Genomic DNA, 19,840 nt, shown 5'->3' on the forward strand with positions numbered 1-19,840 from the left:
TATTAGCTCCGTTTTCTGTTTCCCTTTTCCTGTAACAGCACCATCCTCACTTATTTGAGATGGTGTTTTTTGTTTTTCTCTGGTAACTACAGGAATATTGGGATTTGTATATATCCTAATCTATTCTTAAAAATGGATGAAAGAAGGAATTCGTAATGGAAACGATTGTACAAAAATTTGGTGGCACTTCTGTCGGAAGTGTTGAGCGTATTCAACATGTAGCAAATTTAATTATTGAAGAATATGAACGAGGACATAGTATCGTCTCTGTCGTTTCAGCAATGGGAAAAAGTACAGATGAACTTGTAGCACTTGCTAACGCAATTACAGAAAATCCAAGTAAACGCGAAATGGATATGCTTCTATCGACAGGAGAGCAAGTAACTATTTCATTATTAACGATGGCACTGCAAGCAAAAGGCTATAACGCGATTTCATTAACAGGATGGCAAGCTGGTATTACGACAGAATCTGTACATAGTAGTGCACGGATTACTGACATTCATACAGATCGAATTCAGTCTTATCTTACTAAAGGCACGATTGTTATTGTAGCTGGTTTCCAAGGAGTCAGTGAAGATTTTGAAATTACAACGCTTGGACGAGGTGGTTCTGATACAACTGCTGTCGCATTAGCTGCTGCACTAAACGCAAAAAAATGTGATATTTACACAGATGTGACTGGCGTATATACGACGGATCCACGAGTTGTAAACGATGCTTATAAATTAGATGAAATTTCTTATGACGAAATGTTAGAACTTGCAAACCTCGGTGCTGGTGTATTACACCCGCGTGCTGTTGAGTTTGCTAAAAATCATAATGTCATTTTAGAAGTTCGCTCAAGTATGGAACAAGAAAACGGAACAATTGTAAAAGGAGAATGTAACATGGAACAACAATCAATCGTTAAAGGTATTGCATTTGAAGATAATATTACACGCATCACAGTGAAAGGATTAGAACAAGGTTCACTTTCAACTGTTTTCTCTACATTAGCAGCGGCACATATTAATGTAGATATCATCATTCAAAGTATTACTAATGAAGGAACTGTTCATCTCTCCTTCTCCATCCATTCTAATGATTTAAGAGAAACATTAGAAGTATTGGAACAAAATCAAGAGGCACTTCACTATGAAGCAGTAGAATATGAAAATCATTTAGCAAAAGTATCAATTGTAGGATCTGGTATGGTCTCTAATCCAGGTGTTGCTGCGAATATGTTCACTACTTTAAAAGAAGAAAATATTCATATTAAAATGGTAAGTACATCAGAAATTAAAGTGTCTGTCGTTATTGACCGCCTTCATTTAGTGACAGGTGTTGAGGCACTGCATCAATCATTTATGGCGAAAATTGTGCCTTTAGTACAAATGAGTTAATTTCCAGCGGTATTACTTAAAACAAATTATATGAATCTATTTCCTTCCTATTAAAAATAGAAAGCTGTTTGCATTATATAGAGTGACAAGAAATTTATGTGTCATTAAAAAAATACAATTAATTCTATACAACAATCGGATCATTTAATGCCGTACAGGATAGAAATATTTTTGCAAGGAAGTCTCGGTATTGTTTGTTAACAAGATACTATATGACATACTTAAAAACACCTTGTCACATTTTCCTAAACTGTGACAAGGTGTTTTTGTTTGAAAGGAATTTGTAACTTTTTAATAGTATAATGAAGATGATGATTAGATAATACACTTTTACATATAAGGAGATAAAGACAATGTCAAAAAATAAATTACTCAGAATGGACAATGTTAGCATCGTTGTAGAATCCCTTGATCATGCAATCTCTTTCTTCGAGGAGATTGGGTTAAAACTCGAAGGGCGCGCCACTGTAGAGGGGGAATGGGCTGGTCGCGTAACCGGACTCGGTTCGCAGTGCGTAGAGATTGCTATGATGGTGACTCCAGATGGCCATTGCCGAATTGAACTTTCGCGATTTCTTACCCCGCCCGCTATAGGAGATCACCTGACAGCTCCTGTCAATGCCCTCGGTTATTTGCGCGTCATGTTCACCGTTGAAGACATTGATGAAATGGTATCTAGGCTTACTACTAAGCATGGTGCTCAACTCGTTGGTGAAGTAGTTCAATACGAGAACTCTTACCGTCTCTGCTACATTCGTGGAACCGAAGGGGTTTTAATCGGTTTAGCGGAAGAACTCGGTAACAAGTAAGTGATGTATTATAAATGAAACTACTATATTTTTAACCACGTCCTCACTCCAGAACGTGGTTATGCTTGTTTGAGTTTTTAAAAATATATTTTCATTTTACACATAGATTTCAAGACTCTATCCAAACAGTTCTTTAACATATCACTAATATCCAAAAATCATTATGAAATAATTTAATTATTCGCTTTACCTTTTCCTAGGAAATATAACTGACTCTTCTCATTTTATATCTTATCGCTCTTTTCTATGAAAAAACGATCTATATTCATTCAAAATAACTTTCTTCACATCCGAGTAAAATACCATCATGAATAATGCAACGCCTAATACAACCACCTGTATTTTTTCATAATCAATGAACGCACTCATAATTAGTAAACCAAATCCAATATAAAAACCAAACTCGTTCTCTTTCTCAAAATCCTCATCTTCTTCATCAATATGTATTTTTTCTTTCATGTTTTGATTCCCTTTTATTAACTCATCGAGCGTAACATTGTACATTTCGCTTAGTAAAATTAAATTATCAATATCAGGACAACTTTTATCATTCTCCCACTTATATACCGCTTGCCTCGTTACACCAATCTTTTTAGCAACATCCTCTTGTGAAAATCCCTTTGACTCTCGTAATTTTTTTAACTGCTCTCCTAAGCTCATAACATCCCCCTCCTTTAACAAATTATTACATAAAAAGAGATATAAAAGAAAGAAACCATTAGTAAAACTCACTGTAAACCATTCGTTTACAAAGTAAAAAAAGAGAGAATAGCCCTATATTTAAGCTATTCTCTCTCTTCTATTAAAATAGATGAATGTTTTCTTTCTTGCAAGCTTCACGTAAATCGTCAGGCCATACAGAAGATTGAACTTCACCAATATGTGCTTTACGTAAGAAGTACATGCACATTCTCGATTGTCCGATACCACCGCCAATTGTTAATGGTAGTATGTCTTCTAAAATACCTTTATGGAAATCATACTCACGTTTATAGTCTTCACCTGTTTTCGTTAACTGCTCATCAAGTGATTTACTATCAACACGAATTCCCATTGATGATAATTCGAATGAAGATTGTAGTACTGGGTGCCAGAATAAAATATCACCGTTTAATTTCCAATCATCATAATCAGCTGCGCGTCCATCATGCTTTTCACCTGAACGAAGTGCATCACCAATTCCGATAATGAAGACTGCACCGTGTTCTTTTGCAATTGCATGTTCACGATCTTTCGGTGTTAATTCTGGATATTTATCTTCTAGTTCTTGAGAAGTAACGAATACAATTTCTTCTGGTAAATACTTCCCAAGGAACGGATACTTTTCAAATAAGTGGTCTTCTAAATCTTTGAATATTCCATAAATTGTTAGTACTGTTTTTTGTAAGTAATCTACAGTACGCCATTCTTTTTGAACAATTTTTTCCCAATCCCATTGGTCAACGTAAATAGAATGTGTTGCATCAAGTTCTTCATCACGACGGATCGCGTTCATGTTTGTATATAAACCTTCACCAGCTTCATATCCATATTCATGGAGTGCAAATCGTTTCCACTTCGCTAGTGAGTGCACAATTTCTAATTCTTCTCCTGAGTGTAACATATCAAATTCAATTGGACGTTCTACACCGTTTAGGTGATCGTTTAATCCTGATTTTTTCGTTACGAATAATGGTGCAGATACGCGGAATAGTTCAAGTCGTTTTGCTAATTGATCCTCGAAAAATGTTTTAACTTCCTTAATTGCGATTTGAGTCTCTCTTACTGTCATTAATGATTGATACATGGTGGTTTCCTCCTAAAATGTTTGGATGTTGTGAAAAGAAGCCAACAAAAAAAGCCCTTCTTTCCCAAAAAACTGGGACGAAAGGCTTTGGTTCCGCGGTACCACCCAAATTAGCAACAGAGGTTGCTCACTTATACAATACGGAGATGAAATATCTCGATACTGTTCTTCTTGTAACGGCGAAGTTCCCGGCTAAGTCTACTTTCCTATCAAGGATTTCGGTTAGCAACTCCAGGAGGTTCTTCATAATAGGCTTCGTATCAGGCTCACACCATCCCTGACTCGCTTAGACTACGTCCTACTACTACTCGTCCTTTCATAGTCGTTTTGTTGTCACATCTCTGAAACATTTTATTAATGATTATTCTATACAAAAAATAAAGAAAGTCAACAAAAAGTTTTAAAATATTTTTCAATTCTTTATTTTACGGCTTTATTGATTGTTTCCAATATACCTTCTTTACTTCTTTTGCCTAGATATTCTAAAAAACGTCTCACTAACTGAAACTAACGTATATACGACGATTAATGTAATCGTTCGAAATATAGAATCCGCAGTATTTCGTATTATTTTCATTTTCTTTGTAATTCCTTTCAGTTTACTTGCAAATTCATGATATACTATAGCATTCAAGCAGTTTGTTTTCCTTAAAGCAAACATAGTCATTTATAAAGAGTATTTTCTAAATCATTGACTATTATCAAATTAGATTTTTATATAACGGAGTGATTATATGAGTAAAACGAAAGCAAAACCGAAAAAAGGTGTAGGACAAGGTACAGGAAGTAAAGGGTGGAACCGTTGGCAATCAAGTGCAAAAAAGAAGAAAGCTGCAAAGCCATACAAAAGTAAAGGTACAAAGAAATAACATTTAGTTTCTTTACTTTGTACAAAACAAAATATAATTATTACAATGAAAAAGCTATGCCCTCATATATTTGAAGGCATAGCTTTCTTTATTAGATCATTAAAATATCTCGAATTTCTTCTTCCGTGATGGATGATAATTTCTCTTCTCCCGGCTCAATCACTTCAGCAATTAAATTTTTCTTACTCTCTTGCAGTTCATGCATTTTTTCCTCGATTGTTCCGTGAGCCACTAACTTAATAACTTGTACCGTATTTTTCTGTCCCATCCGATATGCCCGATCTGCTGCTTGTTGTTCAACAGCTGGATTCCACCATAAATCGTATAATATAACCGTATCGGCACCCGTTAAGTTAAGCCCCGTACCACCAGCTTTTAAAGAAATGAGAAATAGGTCCCCTTCCCCTTCGTTAAATCGATTACATAGCTCTACACGTTCTTGCGAAGGTGTATTTCCGTCTAAATAAAAGTATGGAATCGCTTGACGATTTAATTCACGACCAATAATGGATAGCATCTTTGTAAATTGAGAAAAGATTAAAATTCTCTTACCAGTACTTCTACATTCCTCTAGTATGTCTAACAGTTGCTCAAATTTAGCTGAACTCCCTTTATAATCATCAACGAATAAAGCGGGATGACAGCAAATTTGTCTCAATCTCGTTAAGCCAGCTAAAATTCTAATTTTATTTTTACGTAACGTGTCTTTGTCTAAATGTTTTAACGTTTCTTCTCTTAATTTCGCTAAATAAGCAGCATATAGTCTCTTTTGGTCTGGTAATAACTCCGATGACTGTAAGTGCTCTATTTTATCTGGCAGCTCCTGTAATACATCTTCTTTTAATCGTCTTAATACGAAAGGTTTTACGCGCTTCGCTATATCTTCACGCCTTAAATCACCGAACTCTTTTCTTCCTGGTAATAATTCTGGAAATACAACGTGGAAAATAGACCATAGCTCTTCTAATGAATTTTCTACAGGCGTTCCTGTTAGTCCGAAACGATATTCAGCTTGAATTGTTTTCACTGCTCTTGCAGTTTGCGTTGTCGGATTTTTAAACGCCTGTGCTTCATCAAGAAATAGCGTATGAAACGGCCTCGCATACGACCTTATATCTCTTCTTAGTAATGGATATGACGTAATTACGACATCAAATTCCGCTACGTCTTTTAAGATTTTTCGTCGTTCTGTTTGATTTCCATCTGCAATAACCGCTCTAATATGTGGGGCGAATTTTTTCAATTCACTAAACCAATTATAAACGAGCGAGGACGGTGAAACGACTAATATAGGCAGCTTCTTCTCCCGAATTTCAGGCAAAACAGAATCTATATAAGCAATACTTTGCAGCGTTTTTCCAAGTCCCATATCGTCTGCTAAAATACCGCCAAAACGGTAATAGGCGAGTGTTTTCATCCATTCGAACCCGTATACTTGATACTCTCTCATTACAGCATGTAAAGTTGGCGGTACTGTAAACTTTAACTTTTTCGGATTTTGAATGCTTTCAACTAAATCTTGAACAGACTCATCTAAACTTAAAACATTACCTTCATGTAGTCCATTCATCCATTTTACACTCCGAATAAGCGGAACATTCACTTCTTCCCCATGTAAAAATTCTTTTCGAATACCTGATTCTTTTACAAACTGATTAATTTCATTAAACTCTTTGCTCTCTAGTGATAATAGAGAACCATTCGCTAATCGGTAATATTTACGTTTCTCCTCAAGAGCCGCTAATACACCTTTAATTTCAGCTTCTGGTATTCCTTTTATATCAAAACGAAATGATAACCAATCAATTCTTTCTTTTCTTCTCACTCTAATAAGAGGTGCGGTATCACCTTTATGAATGCGTAATTTAATTGCTGTCGTCGCGTAAATATCAACTAAACCTTTTAACGTTGGAACGATGTGATATAAAAAGTTATACTCAGCTTCTTCATTATGCATAAAGTAACCGCCTTCTGTTTTCGCAAAGGCACTTTCACTCATAATGTCTAAAATCTCTTTTTCCTTTTTCTCATCACGATTAAAAACAGAAGGTTGCCCGTCTTCTTCTAGCGGATTAATCACGACGTTTCCATAATGAAATTCAAGACCTGCTAGCAAACGATTTTTCACACGATCTAAATATAGCTTTGCTTTTAACGATGGCGTTTCAACACGATCGGATATGACTTCATCAATGCGCACTGTTCCAAGTTTCATTAATCCAGGCACAACTTTCGCTACGAAATGTTCCATCTTATTTTCAGGAATATAAAACTGATTGCTATTTGAGCGACTCATCATCTTTTGCAATTCAATAAGTCGCATACAATCTTCCATGGGTAAATGATATAATTTCCCATCGTAAAGAGCGTTGTTATACATCTCCATAACTCGAACACGATTTAGACCGTCTATATGAAGAGTAAACCCGCCATTATTCCCTTTCGTAAACTCAAAATGTAATGGCAATAACCCTTTTGAAATGTGTAATCCCTGAAACAGTTGCTCATTTTGTTTCAGCTGTACATACTCGGCTCTAGAAAGTGCAGAGAGCATATCATTCCACGAAGCTGGCGGTATAAATATCATGCTTTCATCTTGTTTCGCATGTACTTCTAGTGCATCTTCATACATTTTTTCATTATGATATATTTTAATGAGTTGTTGTATAATCGCGTCTGTTTCTTGTTTAAAACTGTGTACATCTGGCGTATATGTAAATTCATTGGAACAATGAAAAGTCTCTCTCTTCTCCACTTTAGAAAGAAATTCTCTAATATGATTTATAAAATATGTTTTGGCAAGTTTTAACTGAATTCCAAGAAGAGCCCCACCGCTTTTCGTCGCTACTGGTAAACATATAAACGCAACATCTAATATTTCACGTGTATCAAACCGATGTTGTTTGCTTTTTGGCCTCAGTGGTTTATCTGCAAACAACTGAAACATCCCGTTTGTTAATTGATCATTTCTGCTACTAATAGAGCCCATTCCACCCGTTTGCTGATTATAATTTATTTGTATCAATACAGCTGCTACATGTTGACAGTACGTTTGGAAAGACGCTAACGAAGGACAACTACATCTCGCAACAACATCACCTTTCTTAGCTTTTTCTACCGTAACATGAAAATCCTCGTTCCCTTTTACCGTCGCCTCACAAATTTCTTTCGTTTCATCATAGTAATTCACGATTACTTTATTTGATTTATAATAAGCTTCGCCTCTTTTATATGAGGTTTCTCCACATACTTCTTTAATAATCGATTTATTTAATGTAAAACTCATTGTTTTGACACTTCCTTAATGTAAAACCATTTTCTCTTACTTAACATTTTACATGCTTCACGAGAAAATATAAAATGTTGATTTAACAAAAAAGATGCTTATTTATAAGCACCTTTTCACTCTATCTCCATCAGTCGTTTCGCCTCAAAATACAACACTTGAATAAATTTTTTCGTATTAATTCGTATATGGCCAGAAGTCGCTACCCCATCCTTTGTCATTTCTGTCATCCGTTTTCTAACCACAGTGAAATCAAAAAACTTCGGAGCATAACTTTCAAATTTCGGATTTGAAAAGTCTGTTAGTCCAAGAGAAGCTAAATGGTTTAATGATTGATAAATTGCTCTTCTCACACGTTGTTCAGATGCTTTTTTCTCCTTCTCTATATCTGCTTCTGAAGCTAGTTCCCCTAATTTTTTTACTGTTATTTGGTGAAAGATATCTTTTAAAGCAGGAAATCCAAACTCAAATGTTTGCGCCTTTTCTTGTCCATATAAATATTCCAGCATACTAAGCAAATCTTTACTTCCATTCTCTCCCGCAATACCGAGTTCTGATAGTAAGAAGCGTCCTGAATCTGATATCTTTTTCCCTTCTTGCACTGTTTCACTACGCATTTGCGGCTTTTCCCACTGAAACACATTATTCAATGATTTTTGAATGTCATATATAGAACGTTCCAAACGAATACGTTCTATCACTTTTCGTACAACAGATACTACTTCTATTTTGTTTAGTGGTTTTGTAATATAATATTCCACACCAAGTGTATATGCCTCACCAATGAGCTGTTTCGATTCAACTTGGGAAATCATAATAATTTTCCCAGTAAATGAAGATGCTATATGGCGAACTGTTTCAATGCCGTCTCTCATCGGCATTAGTAAATCAATAAATAAAATGTCCACTTTTTTATAATTTAACTGTTCTGCTTCAATAAACGCTCCATCTTCCGATTCTCCAATTACTTCCCCAAGATCGCCATCCTCAATAATTTGCGAAAGCATCGAACGGAAAACTTCATCATCATCTACAATATAATAAAACAAACCTATTCCCCTTCCCGCTTTAAACTGCACTCCGGTAAACAAACGATAAACTTACACCCGTTCCCATTTTCATTGTCTTCTAACCTTACTTCTCCGCCGAGCTCTGTTACCATTTCATCTATGTAAGAAAGTCCAATACCTGTGGACGGTGTTCCTGTTTGATCATACTTTGAAGTAAACCCGGGCTTAAATACTAATTTCTTATACTTTTGTGCGATACCTGGGCCATCGTCAATCACTTCAAAGATTACATTTTTTTCTCGTTTATATAACTTAATACGAATGAGACCTCTATCTTCAATTGCTTCAACTGCATTCGCAACTAAGTTATTAAAAATTGATAGCACTGTATACACGTGATGTGCAGCGTGTTCACCTTCTATATGTTTAGAAAAACGTATATCTTTCTCTAACATTTCAGCATACTTTTCATTTATTCTTACAATCATTTCTGTAAGCTCATGACCTTCTACATACTCAGCCACATTTTTATCTAATAACAGTTTAGATAATCCTGCAAAAATCCTTTGATTATCCTTTTTTATTTCGTGCACTTCTCCTGCTATTTTCAATGCTGTTTTACTGCTGGAATCATCATTCGCTTGTAAATTCCGATATAATTGATACGCTTCTTGTGTAATTAATTCTGCATTTTGTAACGTTTTTTTCAAATGAACAGATTCTACATATAAATTTGAAAGGTGCATGAACATTTTTTCATTTTCTTTTCGAACTTGTGATTCTTTTAATTTCGTTTCATATAAATTCATCATATTTAAAAAGCCAAGTGCAAAGAAGCTACGGAAAATAGCAATAATGATGAGTTTATTTACTTCAGAAATTGTTATTGTTGTACCTAGTACTAACATGTGATAAAACGCAAGTTCCGACATACTTGCAACAATTTCAATTGAAATTCCAAGGCACCCAATAACAATTGGCTTCTGATGAAACTTATTCACCCTACAAAGTGAAAAAAGACTTCCATAAATAAAATAATAAAAGAACACAGGATAACGCAAATAAAATGATTCTGTCATATGAAATGAGCCTTGCATGACCCAGTCAAGGCATACTCGGAATAAGACTACACATATACCGACAAGAATACCCGCAGCAGCTGCTGGTATTCTTCTTAAAAATAGTAATAAAAAGAAGAATAACGGCGTCCCAAAGCTAACACGAAACGTATCATTAAAAGGATGAAAATTAAGCTCTCCAGCAATCGGAACAACAACCATTAATATAATTAAAAGAGATATATCTTTCTTCCATAATTGATTCCAATTCAAAGGTGCCACTTCCTATACTCTTTTTTCAGTAATAAAAGTGAAAGCCCGCTTATATTATAAACGGGCTTTATTTCTATATTCTAACCTTTTCTACCGCTTTTATTTGGCGATACTCAGGCTCCCAGATTGCTTCTTTCACTGCAATCTTAATATCGTTATCACTTAAGTTCTCTCTCGCAACGCCTTCCGCAACGGCAACTTTCGCTACTTCAATTGCTACCATTTCCGAGATATTACGTAACTCTTCAACTTCTGGCAAAATAGGTGCTCCTGGCTGACTTGTATCAACCATACTTGCAACTGCTTCAGCTGCTGCTGCGAACATGCCGTCCGTCATAACGCTTGCACGTACGACAATTGTTCCAAGACCAAGTCCTGGGAAAATAAGTGCATTATTTGATTGTCCAATCACATACGTTACACCGTTGTATGTAACTGGTTCAAATGGACTTCCTGTTGCAACTAACGCTCTTCCTTCTGTCCACTTGATTAAATCGGCTGGTTTTGCTTCAGCAAGTGGTGTCGGGTTCGACATTGGTAAAATGATTGGTCTTTCTACGTGAGAAGCCATTTCTTTAATAATTTCTTCTTTAAATGCACCAGCAACGGTTGATGTACCGATTAAAATTGTCGGTTTCACATGTTTCACAACTTCAGCAAGTCCAATCACACCATTTTGTTTCCACTCACTTACTTCCGCTTCTTTTCTTGCATACGGCATTTGGAAATCAAGAAGATCTTCCATATTATCTGTAACTAACCCGTTACGATCAATACACCAGAAACGCTTATATGATTCTTCTTCTGATAAGCCAGCGCGGACCATCGCATCTCTAACTTGATCTGCGATACCGATTCCAGCCGTACCAGCACCAAACACAACAACGCGGTGTTCACTTAGCGGTACACCAGAAGCTTTTACTGCCGATAATACAGCCGCAAGCGAAACTGCACCTGTACCTTGAATATCATCATTAAATGTACAAATATCATGACGATATTTATCTAAAATTTTCCGTGCATTTCGAGAACTGAAGTCTTCCCAATGTAAAAGTGCTTTCGGGAATTGCTTATTTACCGCTTGTACAAATGTATCAATAAATTCATCGTAAGCTTCACCTGTTATACGAGGGTGACGATTTCCAATATAAAATGGATTGTCTAATAATTCTTCACGATTTGTACCTACATCTAAAATTACCGGTAATACGCGGCTAGGATCGATTCCAACTGCGGCTGTATAAACAGCTAATTTTCCAATCGCGATGTTAATACCACCAACGCCCCAATCACCAATTCCTAATATACCTTCTCCATCTGTTACAACGACTAAATCAATATTTTCTGCTGTTGCACCGATATTGGCGAATGCTTCCTCAATACCTGACGGATCGTTAATTGATAAATACACACCTCGTGGTTTACGATATTCATGACTATATCTTTGAATCGCTACACCGACAGTTGGTGTATATACGATTGGTAACATTTCGCGTAAATGATCTGTTAAAATACGATAAAATAATACTTCATTTCGATCATGTAACGCTGTTAAGTATACATTCTTTAATAAATCATCCGGCTGAGAACAAAATTGTTCGTATGCTCGGCGCGCTTGTTCTTCCAATGTTAAAACCGCTGGCGGTAATAACCCTTTTAAACCTAATTCTTCTCTTTCTTCTTGCGTGAAAGCAACCCCTTTATTTAAAAGTGGTGTTGATAATACTTCTACTCCTCTTAATGTCGTTTCTAATGAACCATTAGAAGCTACTGTAAACTTACTCATAACATCCCTACCTCTATTCATATATAGCATTTCTATATTGTAAACAAAAAAGAGGGGCTTGTCCCCCCTCTTCTTTTAGTTTTTCTTTAAAAGAGTTGCTCCTGCAATCCCTGGGTGCGTCATTTCGAATGGATCTAGAATTAACTCTAAGTCTTCTTGTGACAGTACACCATTTTTCACACAAAGTTCTCGAACGGATTGCCCTGTCGCGATTGCTTCTTTCGCAACGCGAGCTGCTGCTTCATAACCGATATGAGGGTTCACGGCTGTAATAATTCCTACACTCTTCTCAACATACTCTTTTAAGCGATCTTCATTCGCTTCAATTCCTTTTAAGCAATTATCTGTAAAGGCACGGAAACCGTTATTCATAATGCTAATTGATTGTAGTAAGTTGAAAACAAGTACTGGTTCCATCACGTTTAATTCTAATTGACCTGCTTCTGAAGCAAGACAAATTGTATGGTCGTTACCAATTACTTGGAATGCAATTTGATTAATTACTTCTGGCATAACAGGGTTTACTTTCCCTGGCATAATAGATGAACCTGGTTGACGAGCCGGTAACATAATTTCTGCTAAACCAACACGTGGACCTGATGCCATTAAGCGAAGGTCATTCGCAATTTTAGACATATTCATCATACATACTTTCAGTGCTGCAGATACTTCTGTGTATGCATCTGTATTTTGCGTTGCATCTACTAAGTCTTCTGCACCAACTAGTGGTAGTTCACTAATTGCAGCTAAATGTTTTACAACAGCTTGAATATATTCTGGATCTGCATTTAAGCCTGTACCAACTGCAGTTGCTCCCATATTCACTTCATATAAGTGTTGACGTGACTGCTGAATTCGTTTCATATCACGTTCCAGTACGCGAGAGTACGCTTTAAATTCTTGTCCAAGACGAATTGGAACAGCGTCTTGCAAATGCGTACGCCCCATTTTAATCACATGATCGAACTGTTCTGCTTTTAATTCAAATACATCGTGCATATAACCCATCGTTTGTAATAAACCTTCTAATGCGTTTAATGTTGCGATATGAATCGCCGTTGGGAATGCATCGTTTGTTGATTGCGCCATGTTTACATGACTATTTGGACTAATATAATGATAGTCTCCCTTTTCCATTCCTAATAATTCAAGAGCACGATTGGCAATGACTTCATTTGCATTCATGTTCATTGAAGTACCTGCTCCGCCTTGGATTGGATCTACGATAAAATGATCATGCCATTTTCCATCGAGAATTTCTTGAGCAGCTTCTGCGATCGCGCCGCCCTTGTTCAATTCCAATCTTCCTACATCTGTATTGGCAAGCGCTGCAGCTTTTTTTACAACTGCGAAGGCTCTAATTAAACCTTCATGGATTTTGTATCCTGTAATTGGGAAGTTTTCAACTGCACGCATTGTTTGTACGCCGTAGTATGCATAGTTTGGTACTTCTTTTTCACCTAAAAAGTCTTTTTCAATTCGAACACCATTTTTAACTTCAGTTAATGTTGCCATGATTATTCACTCCTTAACGATTTCTTATGCTGCTTTTGTTTCTTTGACTGTTTCTACATATTGTTTTGCTTTCTCATTATCGAATTCGCCTTCCCACTTCGACATAACAATGGCCGCTAATGCATTTCCTAATACATTGACAGATGAGCGAATCATATCTAAAATGCGGTCAATTCCCGCAATTAATGCGATACCTTCTAGTGGTAACCCCATTGAACCTAACGTTGCTAATACAACAACGAACGATGCACCTGGAACTCCCGCCATACCTTTGGATGTTAACATGAGAACGAATAATAACGTTATTTGCTCTGTCAGTGACATGTGCACACCGTACATTTGTGCAACAAATAATGCCGCTAACGCTTGATAAATAGCCGATCCAGTCAAGTTAAATGTATAACCTGTCGGAATTACGAAAGAGGCAACTGCCTTTGGACAACCGAACTCTTCCATTTTTCTCATTATATTAGGTAGAACAGCTTCTGAACTTGCTGTCGTAAATGAAAGAATAAGTTCTTCTTTTAAAATTTTCATTAATGTAAAAATGTTTACGCCAACCATTCTTGCATTAATACCTAATACAATCACAACGAATAGTATAACAGTTACGTATACAGCTAGCACTAGTTTTCCTAAAGAAAGTAGTGTTGCTACACCAAATTTTGCAACCGTAACCGCAATTAATGCGAATACACCAAATGGTGCAAATTTCATAACTTGATTTGTAACCCAAAACATCGCTTCGAGTACACCTTCAAAGAAGTTAAAAACAGGCTTTCCTTTTTCCCCAATTGCTGCGACTCCTAAACCGAATAATACTGAGAAGAAAATAATCGGTAATAAGTCACCTTGTGCAATCGATTCAAATACGTTTTTCGGTACGATATGAACAATCGTCTCAGCGAATCCTTGCTTCTCTGTAGCATCTGCTGTTTGTTTATAAGAAGAAATATCACTTTGCTGTAAGTTATTCATATCAACGCCAGTACCCGGCTGGAATATATTTGCCGCAAGTAATCCCATTAAAATAGCAATCGTCGTAATAATTTCGAAATAAAGAATGGTCTTCCCGCCCAGTTTCCCAAGCTTCTTCATATCGCCTACACCAGCTACCGCAACAATTAATGCTGAAATAACAATCGGTACTACAATCATTTTAATTAAGTGAATAAATATATCCCCAATTGGTGTAATATAAGAAATCGCCGTTTTATTGCCATAAAAGACTGCCCCTACTACAATCCCTAAAACAAGCGCGACAAAAATTTGTGTTGCCAATCCGAATTTTTTCATTTATGTTCATCCCCTTCATGCGAACGCTTTCAATTTGAATTTATAAAAGCTACTCACACATCTTATAAGCGAACCTACAAAATCATACAAAAACCTACAAGTTCGTCACAAAAAATTCAAATATTTTTCTTCTTTTTTTCATTGACACCATTTTGTTAAAAAACGATAAAATAAACTTGATAAGTAATCAGATTATATCGTATAATCAAAAAGATATATACTTAAAACAACTCAAAATGAAAAGGAGTGGATGATATGAAAAATTATGTGCAAAAATTCGTTCTATCTTCTTCTTTTCTTTTTCATTTTCTTAAAAAGGAACAAAGGCATTCGCCTTTGTTCCTTTTTTATTTCAATCTATATAGGGGGAATTGTTATGAGACCATATAAACGTGTCTTAATTAAATTAAGCGGCGGTGCACTTGCCGATCAAACTGGAAATAGCTTTAACTCCAAACGATTAGAACATATCGCAAACGAAATTTTATCCATTGTTGATTTAGGTATCGAAGTATCCATCGTCATCGGTGGCGGTAACATTTTTAGAGGTCATCTAGCTGAAGAATGGGGAATCGATCGTGTAGAAGCTGACAATATCGGGACGTTAGGTACAATCATTAACAGCTTAATGCTACGCGGCGTTTTAACAAGTAAAACAAATAAAGAAGTGCGCGTTATGACTTCCATCCCGTTTAATGCTGTAGCTGAACCATACATTCGCTTGCGTGCAGTCCACCATTTAGATAACGGGTATATCGTTATTTTTGGAGGTGGTAACGGGCAACCATTTGTTACGACAGATTATCCAAGTGTTCAAAGGGCCATTGAAATGAATAGTGACGCAATATTAGTCGCAAAACAAGGAGTAGATGGCGTCTTTACTAGTGATCCAAAACATAATAAAGCAGCAAAAATGTACAAAAAACTAAACTATAACGATATAGTTAGGCAAAACATACAAGTAATGGATCAAGCCGCTTTACTACTTGCCCGTGATTATAATTTACCAGCACACGTCTTTAACTTTGATGAGCCTGGAGTAATGAAAAGAATTTGCTTAGGTGAACATGTGGGGACGTTGATTAATGATGATGCTTCATTGCTTGTGCATGAAAAATAATTATTTCCCATCAAAAAAGGGCGTCTTTTCTAGACACCCTTTCTTCCTTTATCATCACAAATAAAAATCAATCCATCCCGCAAATTTCTCCTTACAACGCTCCCAAAATGATAACTTCTCAAAAAATTCTTTCGTCATTTCTTTTGAATCATGAAAATCCTCCGTTAACGCATCATTAACTTGTCCTACAATTGAACCACCATGAATATACAAGTTCATTTCATCATTTATATTGAAGCTACGCGAAGTAAAGTTTGTTGTGCCAATAACGGTTAATTCATTATCAATAAGCATTAACTTCCCATGAAACATTCCTTTTTTATACCTATATACAGTAATCCCATTATTAACAGCTTGACGTATATATGGATACGCCGCTTCTTTTATAAGAGGTAAATCTGGTTTATATGACCAAAGTATTTTTACTGTAACACCACGCTTTTGTGCTGCAATTAAAGCATTCATTGATTCTTTATTTTTCGCTATAAAATACGGCGTTGCAATTACAATGGAGTGCTGAGCTTGTTTAATGAGCTCAATATATTTTTCAGCAACGTAATGCCCATTGTAACTCGTCATAGTATGTAATGTATTCCCTTTACTAGCTTTATTCGTACTCCTCTTTATCTCTTCTTTCGTATCTCGTTTCCAATCTAAAGCAAATTGTTCTTCTAAATCTTTTGCGCCTTCTCCTTTTATCCGTACATGATAGTCTCGCCAGTACCCAAAGTGTTTATCTTTACCTAAGTACTCATCCCCTATATTAAAACCACCTGTATAGCCAATCTCCCCATCAATTGTCGTAATACGGCGATGATTACGATGGTGAAGTGAATAAAACCCGAATGGTAATTCAGGCTTTCTACTATATGTAAAATGTACACCACTTTCCCGCAATTCACTTATCATCTTTCTTTCAAATGATAAATCATTAATGCGATCCACTGATAAATAGACGTTTACTCCTTCTTTTGCCTTCTCTTTTAATAAATTTAAAAAAGTATGGCTACTTTTATCATCCGACAAAATAAAAAAATACGTGTAAATAGATTGCTTTGCTTCTCTTATGTCAGTAAATAGCTGTTTATAAAACGACTTCCCTTCTACATATAATTGAAAATCACTATAGTGAGGAGCATAATCTGTCGGCATATTTTTGCCAGCTTCCATTTTCCTTCCTAAGGTAACGTCAATATGCATCCAAATTAAAATAAAAACGAAAATAGCAATAATAATAGAAGTAACTCGCAATATTTTTTTAATCATTTTAATTTCCTTCCGCTCGTTTTCTTTCCTCCTTTCTATTTTGTCATTCAAATTTAGATTTCATGCTTTATACAAAAAAGGATGTGACTTTACATCACACCCTTTTTGTATTAAACAAAGTTTCTCGCATCATTATTTCTTCCAAATTTATAAATGGCAATTAAGAAGAACGCAATCGCAAAAGCGAATAAAATTAATATGTTTAAATACAACTCAGAGAACGGAATTCCTTGTTGTAATTTTGCTATCGTATCTAATAACCAACGCTGCGGAAGAAAATTAGCTACTTTTTGTACTGCATTTGGCATAATGTCGTACGGGAAATAACATCCAGCAAGCAAACATGTTGGTACTATCACTAAATTTTGCATTGCATTTGAAGCAGCTGAACTTTTTGAAAAAGCCACAATGACTAATGATAAACCAATTGCAATTAAAGCGAATATCATAAGCACACCAATCATTACTATGAAAGGCATATTAATATTTGTATGAAAAACATTCGTCAGAAATAGCACTGCAATGACAATTTGCAATGTTAATATCATCATATTTACTGCCACATTGGACAATATAAATTTCTTTCCGTCAATTGGTGTTGATAATAATCTAAAATACGTTCTATTCTCTTTTTCTTTTAAAATAAATCCTGATAAGTTCACTGCTGAAAACAGCATAAACATAATAAGATAACCCATCGTTTGATTTGTCATATCTTTATTTTTCGAAGTATCTTCTAGCGTCTCCGTTTTCATTTTAAATGAACTTTTTTGATATCCTGCGTACATCTTATCAAATGCACTTTGATCTGTTCCTGCTACTTTACTAATAGCTGCTACATTATCAATATAATTGTATAAATATGATTTTATAAATCCTGTTACTTGATCACCTTTAATCGATGCAATTTCAATATGATCTGGTTTCCCTTCTCGAACGCTTTTTGAAAAACCAGAAGCTAATGTAATAACTCCATCAAGTTTTTTAGAAGTGAGTTTATCTTCTATTTCAGACTCCTTAACCTTACTCACATTCACATGATTTAATCCTTCTAAAAACTTTATCGTATCGTTTGCTATCGGCTCATTTTCTTTATTTACAATCCCGATATTTAACGTTCCTTGCCCTGCATTTCCGTATATCGAAAAAGAGATGAGCGTCCCGATTATTGGCAAACTAATAATAATCAATAACCCTTTTTTATTTTTCAAAAGTACAGATAACGTTTTTTGTATGAGCCATAAAATATCTTTCATACTATAGCCCCTCCCGTCTACGTAATGCAATAATTGCAATTAATAAAAAGAGTGCTGATATTCCAATATTTAAAGAAATGACTGGTAGTGCTGCCCCTACATCATTCGCATAAATAATTTTCATAACAGCTGTATTTGCCCACGTTAATGGTGATAAATTCGTAACGAAATTTTCTTCTATTACGAAATATGCACCGCCAAAAATAGAAGCTAGTTGCACTACCACCATAATAATTGCTCTAGACGATTCAGGTGTTTTTGTAATATATCCAATCCCTAAACCGAAGCTAATTGCTAGAAAGACTTCTGTTAATAAAATAAGAAATATGATTCCAAGGTGATCTCCCCAATTCGCTTGAAAGACAAATTTACTAAATAACATAACGAGTAATATGCACAGGGCATTTGCTACTAGACTACCAAGCACTTTCCCAATGAAAATTTCAGCCTTACTTATAGGTGCAGCAATAAGGCGATCTCCTGTTTTACGTATTCGTTCTCCTCGAATTAGAAAACTTGCTCCCATCGCAGCATACAGCGCAATCATCGTCGTCATTACAACCGCATAGTAATCCATAGAACCCGGTTTATTCGCAGCTTGTAAAGATGTTTCTTTTATATAATCATTATGATTTCCATTTGAAATAACTGCGCTCACCTTACTAGGATCAACTTTTGCAACTTCGGCTGCTACATTGTACTTATCAACAAATGTTATAAGCATACCTTCCACAATACTTCCCTCAATACTACTTTTGTCACTTCCGTAAGTTTTTGCACCATCTTTATTTAATTCTACATAAGCAGCATATTTATTTTGCTTCACTGCTTCCTTCCCATCTATACCTTCAGAAGCTTTTTTAAAATGAATCCCCGATTTATCAACTTCTTTCGCAAATGCTTCAAATGCTTGAGAAAACGTGCTACTCGCTTCATCTTTATATAGCACCTGTATATCTTTAATTGAATGACTATCACTATTAAACGCATTACTTAATGCTGTACCTAACACAAGCATAAGCACAATCGGAAAAGCTAACATAAAAACTAAAGTTCTTACGTCTCTGAAATCTCTTTTCATATGCATAATTGCAATATTGAAGATGTTCAATTGATGAACCTCCC

At 35.6% G+C, this 19,840-nt stretch carries 16 protein-coding genes and 1 other annotated feature; of the genes, 4 read left to right on the forward strand and 12 right to left on the reverse strand.

Annotated features, from left to right (window positions below):
* Positions 1-155 precede the first annotated feature (155 nt).
* Together PDQ33_RS06725 and PDQ33_RS06730 are read left to right on the forward strand one after the other, a co-directional pair.
* The gene (locus PDQ33_RS06725; protein WP_061130798.1) at positions 156-1,385 is read left to right on the forward strand and encodes an aspartate kinase; all 1,230 of its coding nucleotides are present in this window, start codon (positions 156-158) and stop codon (positions 1,383-1,385) included.
* Between the two features lie 353 nt (positions 1,386-1,738).
* Entirely contained in the window at positions 1,739-2,194 is a 456-nt protein-coding gene (locus tag PDQ33_RS06730; RefSeq protein WP_270755161.1) for a VOC family protein, read from the forward strand.
* Between the two features lie 231 nt (positions 2,195-2,425).
* Here PDQ33_RS06730 and PDQ33_RS06735 read toward each other — a convergent pair whose 3' ends face one another.
* The 3 genes from PDQ33_RS06735 to PDQ33_RS06745 form a co-directional block, all read right to left on the reverse strand.
* Positions 2,426-2,854: a helix-turn-helix domain-containing protein gene (locus tag PDQ33_RS06735; RefSeq protein ID WP_061130796.1), complete on the reverse strand. Its 429-nt coding sequence runs from the start codon at positions 2,852-2,854 to the stop codon at positions 2,426-2,428.
* Between the two features lie 142 nt (positions 2,855-2,996).
* Positions 2,997-3,980 carry an aspartate--ammonia ligase gene (gene asnA, locus PDQ33_RS06740; RefSeq protein WP_000284909.1) on the reverse strand — a complete coding sequence of 328 codons (984 nt, stop codon included), beginning with the start codon at positions 3,978-3,980 and terminating at the stop codon, positions 2,997-2,999.
* Positions 3,981-4,050: 70 nt separating this feature from the next.
* Positions 4,051-4,309 (reverse strand) — a binding site (T-box leader).
* A gap of 131 nt (positions 4,310-4,440) precedes the next feature.
* Positions 4,441-4,614: a hypothetical protein gene (locus PDQ33_RS06745; RefSeq protein WP_033670848.1), complete on the reverse strand. Its 174-nt coding sequence runs from the start codon at positions 4,612-4,614 to the stop codon at positions 4,441-4,443.
* Between the two features lie 100 nt (positions 4,615-4,714).
* Here PDQ33_RS06745 and PDQ33_RS06750 point away from each other — a divergent pair, with 100 nt between their 5' ends.
* Positions 4,715-4,849, forward strand: a complete 135-nt coding sequence (locus PDQ33_RS06750; RefSeq protein ID WP_000047591.1) for a DUF3934 domain-containing protein — start codon at positions 4,715-4,717, stop codon at positions 4,847-4,849.
* Positions 4,850-4,940: 91 nt separating this feature from the next.
* Here the strand turns inward: PDQ33_RS06750 and PDQ33_RS06755 are convergent, their stop codons facing one another.
* The 6 genes from PDQ33_RS06755 to PDQ33_RS06780 all read right to left on the reverse strand — a co-directional run bounded on the left by PDQ33_RS06755 (position 4,941) and on the right by PDQ33_RS06780 (position 15,073).
* Positions 4,941-8,135 carry a DEAD/DEAH box helicase gene (locus PDQ33_RS06755; RefSeq protein ID WP_061130794.1) on the reverse strand — a complete coding sequence of 1,065 codons (3,195 nt, stop codon included), beginning with the start codon at positions 8,133-8,135 and terminating at the stop codon, positions 4,941-4,943.
* A gap of 116 nt (positions 8,136-8,251) precedes the next feature.
* Complete coding sequence (locus PDQ33_RS06760; protein ID WP_000500322.1) at positions 8,252-9,184, reverse strand: response regulator; 933 nt, start codon at positions 9,182-9,184, stop codon at positions 8,252-8,254.
* Positions 9,185-9,186: 2 nt separating this feature from the next.
* Positions 9,187-10,485 (reverse strand): sensor histidine kinase, encoded by a 1,299-nt coding sequence (locus PDQ33_RS06765; RefSeq protein ID WP_270755164.1) that lies wholly within the window; start codon positions 10,483-10,485, stop codon positions 9,187-9,189.
* A 64-nt stretch (positions 10,486-10,549) separates the two neighbouring features.
* Complete coding sequence (malS, locus tag PDQ33_RS06770; protein ID WP_061130807.1) at positions 10,550-12,262, reverse strand: oxaloacetate-decarboxylating malate dehydrogenase; 1,713 nt, start codon at positions 12,260-12,262, stop codon at positions 10,550-10,552.
* Positions 12,263-12,337: 75 nt separating this feature from the next.
* Entirely contained in the window at positions 12,338-13,777 is a 1,440-nt protein-coding gene (aspA, locus tag PDQ33_RS06775; protein WP_000224208.1) for an aspartate ammonia-lyase, read from the reverse strand.
* Between the two features lie 24 nt (positions 13,778-13,801).
* A complete protein-coding gene (locus tag PDQ33_RS06780; protein WP_270755167.1) occupies positions 13,802-15,073 on the reverse strand; it encodes a cation:dicarboxylate symporter family transporter in 1,272 nt (423 codons plus the stop codon).
* A 376-nt stretch (positions 15,074-15,449) separates the two neighbouring features.
* Here PDQ33_RS06780 and pyrH point away from each other — a divergent pair, with 376 nt between their 5' ends.
* Positions 15,450-16,193 (forward strand): UMP kinase, encoded by a 744-nt coding sequence (pyrH, locus tag PDQ33_RS06785; protein ID WP_001248049.1) that lies wholly within the window; start codon positions 15,450-15,452, stop codon positions 16,191-16,193.
* A 54-nt stretch (positions 16,194-16,247) separates the two neighbouring features.
* Here the strand turns inward: pyrH and cls are convergent, their stop codons facing one another.
* From cls to PDQ33_RS06800, 3 genes are all read right to left on the reverse strand, one after another.
* Entirely contained in the window at positions 16,248-17,459 is a 1,212-nt protein-coding gene (gene cls, locus PDQ33_RS06790; protein WP_270755169.1) for a cardiolipin synthase, read from the reverse strand.
* A gap of 110 nt (positions 17,460-17,569) precedes the next feature.
* A complete protein-coding gene (locus tag PDQ33_RS06795) occupies positions 17,570-18,715 on the reverse strand; it encodes an ABC transporter permease (protein WP_061130790.1) in 1,146 nt (381 codons plus the stop codon).
* Between the two features lies 1 nt (position 18,716).
* Positions 18,717-19,826 (reverse strand): ABC transporter permease, encoded by a 1,110-nt coding sequence (locus tag PDQ33_RS06800; RefSeq protein WP_001020164.1) that lies wholly within the window; start codon positions 19,824-19,826, stop codon positions 18,717-18,719.
* Positions 19,827-19,840 lie beyond the last annotated feature (14 nt).

The organism is Bacillus cereus group sp. Bc031, assembly GCF_027716265.1.
Taxonomy (GTDB): Bacteria; Bacillota; Bacilli; order Bacillales; family Bacillaceae_G; genus Bacillus_A; species Bacillus_A paranthracis.